Source organism: Amphibacillus sp. Q70 (genome assembly GCF_052055485.1).
Classification (GTDB): domain Bacteria; phylum Bacillota; class Bacilli; order Bacillales; family Amphibacillaceae; genus Amphibacillus.
In genome coordinates, this window is sequence record NZ_CP197171.1 from 744,719 (window position 1) to 757,947 (window position 13,229).

A 13,229-nucleotide genomic window follows, 5' to 3' on the forward strand; every position below is an offset into this window, starting at 1 on the left:
GCTCTGAATGTGAATGAATTGGATTCCCTCATTAATTAAATACTTTGAAAAAGCCTATTAAACAATTAGATATTTTCAAATGACTATTAATAAATTAGCTCTTCACAGCTCCTTCTGAGATACTTTGAATAAATAATTTATTAAACATTAAAAATACAATAAGTAATGGAACTGTTGCCCAAAATGTACCAGACATAATCATGCCATAATCCAGTTGCCTTGCATCATTTAATGATCTTAACGCCACCTGAATAGTATGAATGGCTGGGTCTCGTAAAACCGTAACCGGCCATAGAAAGTCATTCCATACTTGCATAAATACAATTATACCAAGTGTTGCAAATGCTGGTAAGATCATTGGAACAACAATATTCCAGTAAGTTCGAAAATTCGAACATCCATCTATCTTTGCCGCCTCTACAATTTCATAAGGTACTCCTTCCGCAATATATTGTCTCATCCAGAAAATACCGAATGCATTGACTAATCCAGGGACAATAATAGCACGAAGATCGTTCAGCCACCCTAAAGTAGTAATGATATAGTATTGTGGAATTAACCCTAATTGTGGAGGAACCATCATTGTTATTAGCACAATAGTAAATAGTATGTTTTTCCCTTTAAAATTTAATTTAGAAAATGCAAAACCTGCTAGAGAACATAAAAATAACACGCCGAAAGTAATAGAAGCTGACACAATTAATGAATTTCCCATTGCTCCAAAAAAATCAATATTATCAAGTACTTTTTGAAAATTACTTACCAATTCACTGCCAGGAGCGAATGGTGGTGGTACGCTATTGATTTCTCGATTGAGTCGGGTTGACATCACAAACATATAGTAAAATGGGAAAAGGGAAAATAGGGCAGCAGCGATTAAAAACAAATAAACGAGGGCTTTTGTAAATGAAAACTTCTTAAAACTGACTTCTGTATTTTTTTTCATCATTTATTCCCTCCTACATAGCTTCCCTTTACTTTCTTTGAACGACCAACTCTGTTTGTAATCAATAAATTAATAGCCGTTATTGCAATGATAATAATGAATAGAATAATGGCCGCAGCAGATGCAGTACCAAATGAGTTATATACAAATGCATCTCTCCATAAATAGGCAACCATTGTAATTCCTTCTTGGCGTAAGCCTCTTCCCATGAAAATAAGCGGCTCTGTAAATAATTGCAGTGCCCCTATGGTTGCTGTAAATGTAACAAACATTAAAATAGGCTTTAGCATCGGAAGCGTAACCATTCTTATTTGTTGTCCAACGGTTGCGCCATCGATTTTTGCCGCTTCATAAAGTTCTGTCGGGATACTTTGCATACCTGCTAAAAAGATAATTGTGTTATATCCTACCCATCTCCAAAATACCATTGTCGATATTGCAATCTTTACTGGCCAATACTCCTGGGTCCATCGAATCGGGTCGATGTCAAATATACTTAAAATATAGTTTACAAAACCAAAATCTTGGTTATTAAAAATAAGACCAAAAATGATCGCCACCGCAACCGTTGAAGTAATATAAGGTAAGAACACAAAAGTTCTAAAGGTATTACGAAACTTAATCAAAGCTGAATTAAGTGCAAACGCTAGTAATATCCCGATAAATATTTGTGGAAGTGTTCCCAAAATCCCCATGATAAATGTGTTTATGATCGATTGAAAGAATATATTGTCATTAAAGATAATCTCGAAATTCCTAAAGCCAACATATTCCATTGGTGCTAAACCATCCCATCGAAAAAAAGATAAGTAAAAACTAAATAACATAGGGAATAGCCCAAAAATGATATACAAAATAAAAAATGGAGAAACAAACAAATAGCCAGATATTGTATTTTGTTTTTGTTCAGTTAAACGTTTAGTTTTTGCTTTTTTCGGCAATTTTTTACCTCCTCTATAAATCCCTATAAAACAAAAGGAATACTCTACCTATTAAAATCTTGTTGTTATTTACAAAAGCAAACTTCATTATTTCTAAAGAATACTTTATATAGTCATCTCGCACACCAGAAGTTATCAATTAATTCTAGGCATGTAAGTAATTATAGTCGTTGAATTAGTAAATTAATAGCATATTTCAGCAAAACACTCTTGACCTGTTAAACTTTATTCAACCAAAATACTCACTTAAATAAAAGAGGTGCTCCCATTACAACAATAAAAACTAAATAAATTTATCAGATACGAAATTGAGTAAATTAATTCTTTCTAGAATTCAACATATACAATCGTCTGGCTAATATTTGTAGTTTTCCAATATTTAAAACTAAGTTTAATAGGTATAAAGAAATAACATTATTAGAAGCAAATTAAAATGAGAAGGGTATGGCAAGCTACTCCACACCCTCCAAGTTTTAGTCGGAAATTATTGTCTTTCTAAAACACTGTGTACTCGGTCTAACATAGCTTCCCACTCTTCTTCGGGGTCGCCACCAGCTGCAACGTTATCAATTGCTTCTTTAATCTCATCATCTACTGGGTAGAAACTAGCCCCTTTATAAGAAGGAACGACTGATTCAGCAGCTTCAGCAAAAATTTCTGCTGTATTTATTCCCCCGAAGTAAGGGTCTTCATACTCTTGAAATTCAGCCATCTCATATACAGATGGTGCGGATGGGAACAATCCATAACCTTGGAATGCTTTAAATTGTTGTTCTGGTGCAGTTAACCAGCTAATAAATTTATAAGCTTCTTCTTGATTTTCATTTTCAGATGGAAGCGTTAAAAAGGATCCACCCCAGTTACCAGCACCTTCTGGTAATGTAGTCATTGACCAAACGCCTTCTTCTGGGCTGTTATCTTTAATAACACCTTGTATCCAAGCAGGTCCTAAGAATGCTGCGTAAGATGCGTCATCCATACCCGCAAACCATTCTGGAGTCCAAAGTGGAATGTCTCCTACTACACCTTCATCATAAAGATCAACAACATAATCATAACTTTCTTTAATACCACTATTTTCTTCTAAAATGAACTCGTCTTCTGGAGTAAAGTAGGTTTCAGTGAGTTGATCACGTCTTGCATTATATACAAGCTCTCCAGAATCAGTGATTAATGCTCCTGTAGCTTCATTAATATCTAATGCTACTTGATAAAAATCATCCCATGTTTGAATTAATTCAGATACTGCCTCCGGCGAAGAATCAAAACCAGCCTCTTCTAAAACATCGGTACGATAGAACATTACTGTCGGCCCAATATCTGTTGGTAAACCAAATTGGAATGAACCGTCTCCACTCTGTGCATCTTGCCATACCCAATCAAGGAATTCTCCTTCAACATCTGCTGCTCCAAGATCATACAAATTGTGAAATCTATCTTCTGCAGTTAAGAAACGTCCAATTTGTGCGTCTTCTACCATTGTGATATCAGGTGCACCACTTCCAGCTGATAGGGATGTAAACAAATTATCATGCAAGTCATTTTGATCTTGATTAATAAGATTGATTGATACATGCGGATTTTCTTCTACATATTCTTCTATTAAAACATCATATCCCGTGTTTCCAAATTCCCAAAATACTAATTCAACTTCTGCATCCTCACTACCAATTTGTTCTTCTGTTACATCATCGGTTGTTTCTTCAGCATCATTATCATCACCGTCAACTGTCGAATCAGCACCGTTATCTGTATCGCCACCTCCACAAGCTGCTAGCAAACTAATAGCAAATAATGCTGTTAATACAAGTTTCCAAAAGTTTTTCATCTCGAAAACCCTCCTTTTTATTTTCAGTAGCATAAATGAATCACTTAAATTTATCGATAGTTTCACCAATACTCCAAAGCGCTTTCAGATAAAACAGAAAAAATAACTCTTCCATACATCGTAAGCCCTTACATTCTAATGTTTAAAATAACCTTTTAAAAAGCGCTTTCATACTTGTTAGGAATAGTATATTTCCTTTTTCTATCGTCTTCTATTTTTGATTCATTTATTTTACTAATACTAGTATAAACCACTAAACCGCTTTGGTAAAGTGGAGAATTAAAATATTTTAAAATTTATTCAACTTTTTCTACAGCACGTCATAAGGTCAGTTATTTTCTAAAAAGAAATTCTTTTTAGGAATATAGGCATAGTAAGATTATCACGCCATAAAACGAAACTTCAATCAGTGGGAGTTGGGTCTACAGGATGTAGGTTATACAGATGTTTCCGGTGGGACAAGTAATCAAAACACCAGATGTTTCCAGTTACTCACCCCACTGAAACCCATTGTTACCCCAAGTTTTACAAACGGTTATCTGTGATAAAAATGATAATATAAATGTCCATAATCAGTTTATACTATCATCGCACCTATACTTAAAGCGCTTTGGTAAAATGGTAAAACATAAATACCTCTACTAATTTCACCTCCTATATAATAAGGTTTTAATATTTAAATATAAGTGAAAGCGCTTTAAAAAGATTATAACTTTAGCTTTTATAATTATCAACCTCATTGACACAAAATCCTACTACTAGTCTGTCAATCAAATTAAGGTATTCTCCACCAAATTAATATTAATTTCTCTTAAATATATGTTTTGATTATTTAATCTCACAGCATTCGCCAAATTAATACTGAGTGAAAAAAATATTAGCCGTTTTTTTCCGACAACCTATGACCATTCTTTTGTTCTTCTTCAAGCAAAAATTTTTTTGCTTCAATTTGTTTAAAAGTAACTAGAGCAATTAACTGAATTGCAAATATTGGAACTGAAACTAGATAAAATGGAATGATTGCTGGAATCCAATAATTCAGCACGATAATAATAAAAAAGACAAAAATAATACCTAATGAAGACAACGGAAAAATTCCCGATATCCAAAAAGCATCTCTAAAAATTTGCCAAAACTTAAGCTGATAATGCGTTTGTAACGCAAAAGTATAACTAGAGATTAATATCCACAAAGCGGTTAAGATGATTAAAGCTGGAATAACCACATAAGCCATCACAGGATGATACGGCAATGCCCTAATTATAGCAAAATCGATGAAAATAAAGCTGAAGACCAAAAAAATAACGATAAACAACTTGTTTCCACGCCAAAAGTTATTTTTGAATACAAGATAAAACGACCGCCAAATTGTACCTGATTCATTTTCCTGTAATTTATCCCGAATAATAGAAAAGACGGCTAGAGTTGCTGGGCCAATTCCAAACAAACCTAATCCAAGTAATGAAAATAGCATCCATAATATATTTAAATAGGCTAAGATTGTAAGCCAATTAAATAATCGATATAAGCCAAACATAGCCCCGCCATTTGGTTGATCCATATGAAAACACCTCCTTAACGCTATGATAAATAGAGTAAATCTACATTCCTATAATATATCTGAATTGATATCGTTGAGCAAGTTTTTCCTTATCTGTTATTTATCAACATGATTAACATTAGCAAAATTCTTATTCTAACAAAAAGACAAAATCTAAATAGAATAAAACGAAACTTCAATCAGTGGGAGTTGGGCCTACAGGATGTAGGTCATGCAGATGTTTCCGGTGGGACGAGTAATCACAGCCCCAGTCCCAAGTCTTTTGGATGGGGTGAGTAATCGTAACCCCAGATGTTGTCACAAATGTTTGCGGTTACTCGCCCCATCGAAACCCGTTGTTGACCCGAGTTTTACGGACGGTTATCTGTGATAAAAATGGCTTTATTAAGGGATTATACACTACTAAATCATTCTACCATACAACGAGTACACTTATGTTTACTCGAATTCATCTCTTAGCCGGGAAGTGAAAACAAAAAACTGGAATATGCCAATTATATTATAGTGAGCATACTCCAGTTTTGAACATTAATTTTAATTTAATTATTCCAGTCCTAACCGTTCTTCAATAACCTCAACAACTTGATCTGCAGCCTCGTGACAACGTTCAATCGTTGGAGCCTCTACCATAACTCGAACAAGCGATTCTGTTCCTGACGACCTCACGAGTACACGTCCTTCACTTCCCATTTCCTGCTCAATTTTATTAATAGCTTCTTGAATGTGTGAATCCACCAATACCTGATGTTTATCAATTACCTTTACATTTTTTAAAACTTGTGGGAATTTTTCCATTTTTGATGCTAACTCCGATAATTTCGTGCCTGCTTCCTTCATAATATCAATTAATTGTAAGGCTGTTAGCATTCCATCTCCAGTAGTATTATAATCTAGAAAAATAATGTGACCAGATTGTTCACCACCAAAGTTATAACCACCTTTGCGCATTTCTTCAACTACGTAGCGATCACCAACATCTGTTTTATCACTTTTTATACCTTTTTCCTCAATAGCCTTATAAAATCCTAGATTACTCATCACTGTGGTAACAACTGTTGAATGTCGAAGGAGTCCGCGTTTATTTAAATAGTCAGCACAAATATACATAATTTGATCGCCATCAACGATATTTCCTTTTTCGTCTACAACAATTAAACGATCACCATCGCCATCAAAAGCTAAACCAATATCCGCTTCTTTTTCTACGACTAGTGCTTGTAATGCTTCTGGTTGCGTTGAACCAACACCATCATTAATGTTTAACCCGTCTGGTGAAACACCAATAGTTGATAGATCAGCTTCCAAATCGGCAAATAAATGAGGTGCTAAAGAAGATGCTGATCCATTAGCACAATCGAGTGCGATATGTAGACCCTCAAATTCATTATCAATCGATTGCTTTAAATACTGTAGATATTTTTGACCCCCTTCAAAGTAATCATTAATTACCCCAATTGCTGAACCGATTGGACGTGGAAATGAATCCTCTTTTTGATCGATTAATTCCTCAATTTCTTGTTCCTGTTCATCAGATAATTTAAATCCATCTGGTCCAAAAAATTTAATCCCATTATCCTCCACTGGATTATGCGAAGCTGAAATCATAACCCCAGCTTCTGCACTCATCGCTTTTGTTAAGTAGGCTACTCCTGGTGTGGTAATCACACCCAGACGCATAACTTCTACCCCAATCGATAATAAACCAGCAGTCAAAGCCCCTTCCAACATATCACCTGAGATACGTGTATCTTTTCCGATTAGTACCTTTGGTTTTTCTGCTTCTCTTGTCAGTACATATCCACTAACTCGGCCCAGTTTAAACGCTAACTCTGGCGTTAATTGCTCATTAGCTATCCCTCGCACACCATCTGTTCCGAAATATTTACCCATCATGTACCTCTCCTTTACTTCCGAATTACTCATTTTATTACTTACCGAACTTCAATCATGACTTCATCCCTAGCCAATAAAAAATCTAAATCATCTGGTCCTATCGCTTCTACAGGCAACTGATGTTCACCATCTTCAACTCCATCTAAATCAACAATCAATTGAAAATCACTTGAACTAATATCGGCTAATTCTGTTTGATAACCCGAGACAGTGATATCAATTGTACCTGTATCAGGATTCAAAAAAGATGGTGTTAAGCCATTAGCTAAGTTTTCAATATCAATTTCCACATCTTCAATTGTCTCTTCAATCATTTCTTCTACCTCTATAGTAACTGTTACTGTTTCACTTGATAAAAGTCTAACAGTCTCAGGTATTTCTAATTCCACTTCAACTGTGGTTGATTCAGTAATTTCTGATAAATCAATTGGCTCGGTACTTATCGATTCAATACTAGCAAGATTTTCCTCTGAGGCGAAAACCTGAACCTCATCTACATCTGCCTCCATAGAAAGCAGTCGAAAATCCTCCGACAGCTCACCAGTCGTTTCAATTGAAAGGGGAACCGATTTATTTGGACTCGCTAACTCAACCTCAACCGAAACTACTTCCGGCTCAATCCGAGCATTTAATTGATTTCCCTCATGATCATAGACCCGGACTGGAACTTCTTCAAAAGTCATGTCTTCACCAAGTCCTTCAACGTCAATAAAGGCTGTCACCATTGCTATTCGGTCAATAATATCCTGAGAGCTGGTAACTTGTACCGTATCCGGAATAACAGTAGCTGAAGTCAATTCATAACCAGGTTGAAGAGCCTCTTGATTGGTAAATTCAACATCAACTTCATACTCCGCTGTTGCCCTTTCTTCAATAGAAACCTCAACTTGCTCTGGGGCAATTTCAACTGACAATCGATTTGAAATCCCCTCATGCTCAAGTGGAACTGTATGCGTTCCCGGTTCTAGGCCCTCAAGATTGACATAAACATCAAAGTTTCGTTGCGTTGCAGTAGATTGCACAACACTTATTGTTCCTTGCAAAGTTACTGCAACAGTTTGTGGCACACCACTGACAACATATTGTTCATCGTCTATTTGAATACTGACAGGAATATCCTCTAATACTTGTGTCTCTTGGGAGCTATTAAATATCGAATCAAAGCTACCAATATCCGCCGTTCGTGTATCTTGATTATCAAGTGAAATCACAGTAAATACAATAATCGCAAGCAATAAGGAAATTATACGGATGACCCATGTTTTATTTAGCCATTCATTCATTTTTTCCTCCCCCTCCAGTTCCAGTTTTTCGGCGTAGGGGTTTTCTTAAAATTCGATCCTAAATTATCTCTTAATATCTCAACTAATTTATCTTGATCAATATCCCGATGTAACTCACCATTTCGAGTACAAGATATACTCCCAGTCTCTTCTGAAACAATAATAGTCAATGCATCGCTTACTTCACTGATCCCCATTGCTGCGCGATGACGTGTCCCCAACTCTTTAGAAATAAATGGGCTTTCTGAGAGTGGTAAATAGCAGGCCGCTGCCACAATTTCATTTTGATTTATAATAACTGCCCCATCATGCAAAGGCGTATTAGGAACAAAAATATTAGTTAGCAACTGATGGGTCAGTTGACCCTGAATCGGGATTCCTGTCTCAATATAATCCCCCATGTTCGTTTCACTCTCGATCGTAATCAATGCCCCAATCCGACGCTTGCCCATGTAAGTACAAGATTTAACAATTGCATCGATCGTTTGATTAAATATCTCTTCTTCCGACCGGCGATTACGACTAAAAAAACTCCCTCGCCCAATTTGCTCTAACGCTCTCCTCAGCTCAGGCTGGAATAAGATAATAACGGCAACAGGTCCCCAAACAATAACTTGCTCAATCATGACTTGCACAGTTTGAAGATTAAGTAAATAGCTAATCAAATATATAAATAAAACAACAAATATTCCTTTTAATAACTGAATGGCCTTTGTACCACGCAATAACATAATTAATTTATAGAAAACATACCAGACAAGGGTAATGTCTACCACTATTCTGAGCATATTAAATATATTTAGTCCCTCGCCGAACATGTTTTACACATCCCTCTATTCATATAATAACCACTCATTTCAATTGATAGTCACTCATTTTATTATAGCATAACCCTAAAAAACTTAATAATATAAATTATACACCAATAAAACCCATTACATAACTAAAAAAATCTTCAAATTTAAAAATAAGGATTGAATATTAATCATACCATTCAATCCTTATTGTGAAATCATATCAAGTTTTAACTTTAATAAAAATACTTTTAGCGCTAATCCTATCTGAGTAGTGAATGAGCCATGAAGGATTCGAACCTTCGACCCTCTGATTAAAAGTCAGATGCTCTGCCGACTGAGCTAATGGCTCTCGTTAATAAGTGGTTCTATTGATTGCTTAATTGGACGTTCAGTTTGTTGGCCTCTGTATCTCATTGCTAATTCTTAGATGTATCTGCTTCAGGGTTACTCGTTGCTTATTCGGGAGATGCCATGCTCGTTGCTCTACCTACTGAACTAATAGCTCCGTTAATATGTAGCTCTGTGGATTAATTTGACGTTCAGTTTGTTGATTCCACTGCTATCACAATGTTAAGTATTCTTTTCTAAAATAGAAAACCCTTTAAAACATTATGTTTTAAAGGGCCCTTATAAAAATTCACATTAAATAAGTAATGGCTGGGCTAGCTGGATTCGAACCAACGAATGACGGTACCAAAAACCGTTGCCTTACCGCTTGGCTATAGCCCATTAATATAACAACACACTTGAAACAACTGTTTAAATTATAACAATATGAAGTAAATGGTGGAGGGAGTAGGACTCGAACCTACGAACCCGATGGGAGCGGATTTACAGTCCGCCGCGTTTGGCCAACTTCGCTATCCCTCCAATATATTTTTATATTATATAATTACTATGCCGGCCAGAGGACTTGAACCCCCAACCTACTGATTACAAGTCAGTTGCTCTACCAATTGAGCTAGGCCGGCTTAATAAAAAATTTAGTTGATATTTATTATGGTACTCACCTAGTATTATCGCCATGTTAAAAGTTTATTCAATGAAGTTTTAATTCTTGCAAATTCGAATATAAAATTTATTCGAAATTTAAATACACCGACATCACTCAAAGTATATTAAGCAGAATGTCCGTTCATTCTTCCATCAAATAAGTTAGGATGGTACAAATGGTGGAGGATGCAGGGCTCGAACCTGCGACCCCCTGCTTGTAAGGCAGGTGCTCTCCCAGCTGAGCTAATCCTCCGTTCCAACGTACAGAATATAGCTAGTACTTATGTTATGACAAGGATGAATAATCGCACTAAGAAAGTCGAGGAATACTTATACTGCAAGAATAAACTCTAGCTGTGCTCATTCTGAGCCCTAGATCTTTACAAATTAAACATGCCTTCCTTCTAACTAGACTATCCCAAATAAAATATATGATGACCCGTACGGGATTCGAACCCGTGTTACCGCCGTGAAAGGGCGGTGTCTTAACCGCTTGACCAACGGGCCATTTTTTAAAAATTACGAAAGCTTCCAAACGGATTTGAACCGTTGACCCCTTCCTTACCATGAAGTCAGGAGTGACTATCAATGACTCTCAAATTTGACACAAAGATTATTATATCGCATTTTATTCTTTTGTCAACTATCAAATTATTTGAATTTACCCATTTTACGAAAGTTGTGATCATTTGGTTGATAAAATGTTGAGAGTGAGACCAAAATTGGTTTGATACCTTGAAAGCTCGAAATGACGACACACCAAATAGAATGTCCGAAAATCGCACATTTGAACCGCTATTCAATTGTTTGAGTCACCAGAAGCTAAGTTGATTTGAGCGCCGTTTGACTTTGTGAAAATGTTTAATTCCCACCGTATCAAAAGAGAGAATATGGCTCACACCTCGAATAAATCGGTAAAGATAAAACTTCACCTTGGACAAGGCATTGGAGGATCGGGCTCGAGCTAAAATAATCTGTGTATGGGTTGTCTTTTTTTTCGATCGCCAAAGAATAGTGACCAATGATGCAATTAAGAAGCGTATAAAGGATACGTAAAGAGCTGAGTAACATCGTTTGAATTTTCTCTAACTTAAATTCTTGCTTTTGGACACGGAAGAGCTCTTCGATTCGCCATCTCGTAATGTAGCCTTTCAAAATCCATAAGACATCTTTTTTACTTTTAATGATATGATTCGTTAGGAGTTTCATTGGTTTTTTTCCATACCCATAAACAACGACCATATTGAGTGGCGTATCCTTTAAAGTAGGGAGCTTCACCTGAATATGGCTCACTTTTAGAGCGTATTGGACACCCTGAATTTCCGTTCTAAAGTTAATCTTTCCTTTCCGTCTATTCGCAAGATCTGGCACTTTTATACGCCGGTTTTTGTGGATGAGGTAGCGATTATCTTTTAATCGTGTGATGAAAAAATGCTTTAAACTGTGAACATAATTAAACATGTCATTACTGTCATAAAGCCGATCCATCACGAAAGTGCACTTCTGTTCGTCCATCAATCGATCAATGGTGTTGAAGCCTTTCGCTTTTTCTACATTCATACTCTCAAATCCGTCTTCTTGTGCAGAACAGACATGTGTATAAAGGGAAAGTGGATGCTTCGTTTTGGCAGTAGAGAGGGCAAAGTTAATGGTTGTGTACCCTTTTTCAATGGTCTTCTTTGAGCCATCATGAATCTGACCGAGGGCTTCCATTTTCTCAGCGTAGGGTTTAGCAATATCCGATTCATCAACAATGACTAAAGGGTTGTCTGGAATGGATGTATGTAAAGTATCTAAGTAATTGCTGTGGACACATCGCAAGTCTTCATCTTGCGCTGCATTCCGCGAGAGACGTTTGATGGTATAGGTCAAGTCAATCGCTTCATTCAATGAACGGGCGATTTCAGATAGGAAGATGTGTTGAGATTTAGAAATGCCATAGAGGAGATCCAAATAGAATTTCTGACGTGATTTAGAAAGATTTTGAGTTAATTTATTTGAAAAAGTTCGAAGATTTCGTTTTGTTTGGTACATTTCTTTGGAATTCATGGTAAAATAGGGTCAACTCCTGTTCGTTATTTTTTGTTTTGTGGTGATTCAATTATAACACGGAACAGGGTCAAAAGAGTCCACAGATTGAATCTGTGGATAGATGAAAAGCCCGAGAAATCCATGTTTTCCACATGTGAATTCCTCGGGCTTTCACTTTATAGTTGAAGGCTATGATTTTTTGGGTAAATTCAAATAAAAAAATATGGACTATTTAGCAATTTGTTTGCTAGAAGTATTAACATTAATACTCGTTTGAGTTATAATATAATTAACAAGTCATAGGGAGGTGATAAAAAATGATTGAAGATATAATAAAGTGCTTAACAGCAATTGTACTGTTAAGCACAGCGATTCTAAACTTCTTAACAGCTTCCCAGCAAAGTAAGAATAAGAATCGCAAAGAAAAATGATAGGGAATAGGAGCTTCGGCTCCTCCCTGTCCTTATTATATCAAATAAGGAGGTAAAAATCATGTCAATTATATTTTATATCGCTGTATTTGTACTTGCCTGCAGTGGCTTGTTTATTGCCATTAAAAATTATAAAGAAAAGAAGTGAAACAAGTGTATGCTGATTCAACAAAAATCAAATGGCTTTTAGAAAACTTTACACCGTACTACATTCATAAGCACACGTCTGTCAGTCAATCAAATATTAATGATTTAAAGCGTGGTAAACGTAAAATAGAGAATCTTTCTATTGCCGTCGGCGCCAAACTTACCGAACTAGCCATAAAAGAACAAGAAACCACTCAAGAATAGCTTTTTTGAGTGGTTTCATTGTGCATAATTTTCCTCTAACTCATCTAACAGCTTTAAAAATTCACTTTCTTCTTTGGTTAAATTTTTTTTATTCAATAGCTTCACACCGATCTGAAAGCTTTTTACTATGAACTGTTCAATAGTCATAATAAACCTCCATTAAAAAAGCCCTAG

At 35.9% G+C, this 13,229-nt stretch carries 10 protein-coding genes and 6 tRNA genes; 1 reads left to right on the top strand and 15 read right to left on the bottom strand.

The window, feature by feature from the left end:
* Positions 1–94: 94 nt before the first annotated feature.
* From ACS127_RS03275 to ACS127_RS03340, 14 genes are all read right to left on the bottom strand, one after another.
* The gene (locus ACS127_RS03275) at positions 95–946 is read right to left on the bottom strand and encodes a carbohydrate ABC transporter permease (protein WP_440897035.1); all 852 of its coding nucleotides are present in this window, start codon (positions 944–946) and stop codon (positions 95–97) included.
* The gene (locus ACS127_RS03280; RefSeq protein ID WP_440897036.1) at positions 946–1,887 is read right to left on the bottom strand and encodes a carbohydrate ABC transporter permease; all 942 of its coding nucleotides are present in this window, start codon (positions 1,885–1,887) and stop codon (positions 946–948) included. Before ACS127_RS03280 ends, ACS127_RS03275 begins: the two co-directional genes overlap by 1 nt.
* Before the next feature lie 484 nt (positions 1,888–2,371).
* Positions 2,372–3,715 carry an ABC transporter substrate-binding protein gene (locus ACS127_RS03285; protein ID WP_440897037.1) on the bottom strand — a complete coding sequence of 448 codons (1,344 nt, stop codon included), beginning with the start codon at positions 3,713–3,715 and terminating at the stop codon, positions 2,372–2,374.
* Between the two features lie 877 nt (positions 3,716–4,592).
* Positions 4,593–5,276 (bottom strand): YesL family protein, encoded by a 684-nt coding sequence (locus ACS127_RS03290; RefSeq protein ID WP_440897038.1) that lies wholly within the window; start codon positions 5,274–5,276, stop codon positions 4,593–4,595.
* 543 nt (positions 5,277–5,819) lie between these two features.
* Entirely contained in the window at positions 5,820–7,166 is a 1,347-nt protein-coding gene (gene glmM / locus ACS127_RS03295; protein WP_440897039.1) for a phosphoglucosamine mutase, read from the bottom strand.
* A gap of 41 nt (positions 7,167–7,207) precedes the next feature.
* Positions 7,208–8,452 (bottom strand): CdaR family protein, encoded by a 1,245-nt coding sequence (locus ACS127_RS03300; RefSeq protein WP_440897040.1) that lies wholly within the window; start codon positions 8,450–8,452, stop codon positions 7,208–7,210.
* Positions 8,449–9,270 (bottom strand): diadenylate cyclase CdaA, encoded by an 822-nt coding sequence (cdaA, locus tag ACS127_RS03305; protein ID WP_440897041.1) that lies wholly within the window; start codon positions 9,268–9,270, stop codon positions 8,449–8,451. Before cdaA ends, ACS127_RS03300 begins: the two co-directional genes overlap by 4 nt.
* A gap of 255 nt (positions 9,271–9,525) precedes the next feature.
* Positions 9,526–9,598, bottom strand: a tRNA-Lys gene (locus ACS127_RS03310).
* A 305-nt stretch (positions 9,599–9,903) separates the two neighbouring features.
* Positions 9,904–9,978: transfer RNA gene (locus tag ACS127_RS03315), tRNA-Gln, on the bottom strand.
* 55 nt (positions 9,979–10,033) lie between these two features.
* Positions 10,034–10,119 (bottom strand) — tRNA-Tyr (locus tag ACS127_RS03320).
* Positions 10,120–10,147: 28 nt separating this feature from the next.
* Positions 10,148–10,220: transfer RNA gene (locus ACS127_RS03325), tRNA-Thr, on the bottom strand.
* A 199-nt stretch (positions 10,221–10,419) separates the two neighbouring features.
* Positions 10,420–10,495 (bottom strand) — tRNA-Val (locus tag ACS127_RS03330).
* Positions 10,496–10,677: 182 nt separating this feature from the next.
* Positions 10,678–10,749 (bottom strand) — tRNA-Glu (locus tag ACS127_RS03335).
* Positions 10,750–11,118: 369 nt separating this feature from the next.
* Entirely contained in the window at positions 11,119–12,276 is a 1,158-nt protein-coding gene (locus ACS127_RS03340; protein WP_440897042.1) for a transposase, read from the bottom strand.
* Between the two features lie 572 nt (positions 12,277–12,848).
* Here ACS127_RS03340 and ACS127_RS03345 point away from each other — a divergent pair.
* Positions 12,849–13,055: a hypothetical protein gene (locus ACS127_RS03345; protein ID WP_440897043.1), complete on the top strand. Its 207-nt coding sequence runs from the start codon at positions 12,849–12,851 to the stop codon at positions 13,053–13,055.
* A 15-nt stretch (positions 13,056–13,070) separates the two neighbouring features.
* Here ACS127_RS03345 and ACS127_RS03350 read toward each other — a convergent pair whose 3' ends face one another.
* The gene (locus tag ACS127_RS03350) at positions 13,071–13,202 is read right to left on the bottom strand and encodes a hypothetical protein (protein ID WP_440897044.1); all 132 of its coding nucleotides are present in this window, start codon (positions 13,200–13,202) and stop codon (positions 13,071–13,073) included.
* Positions 13,203–13,229: the final 27 nt, after the last annotated feature.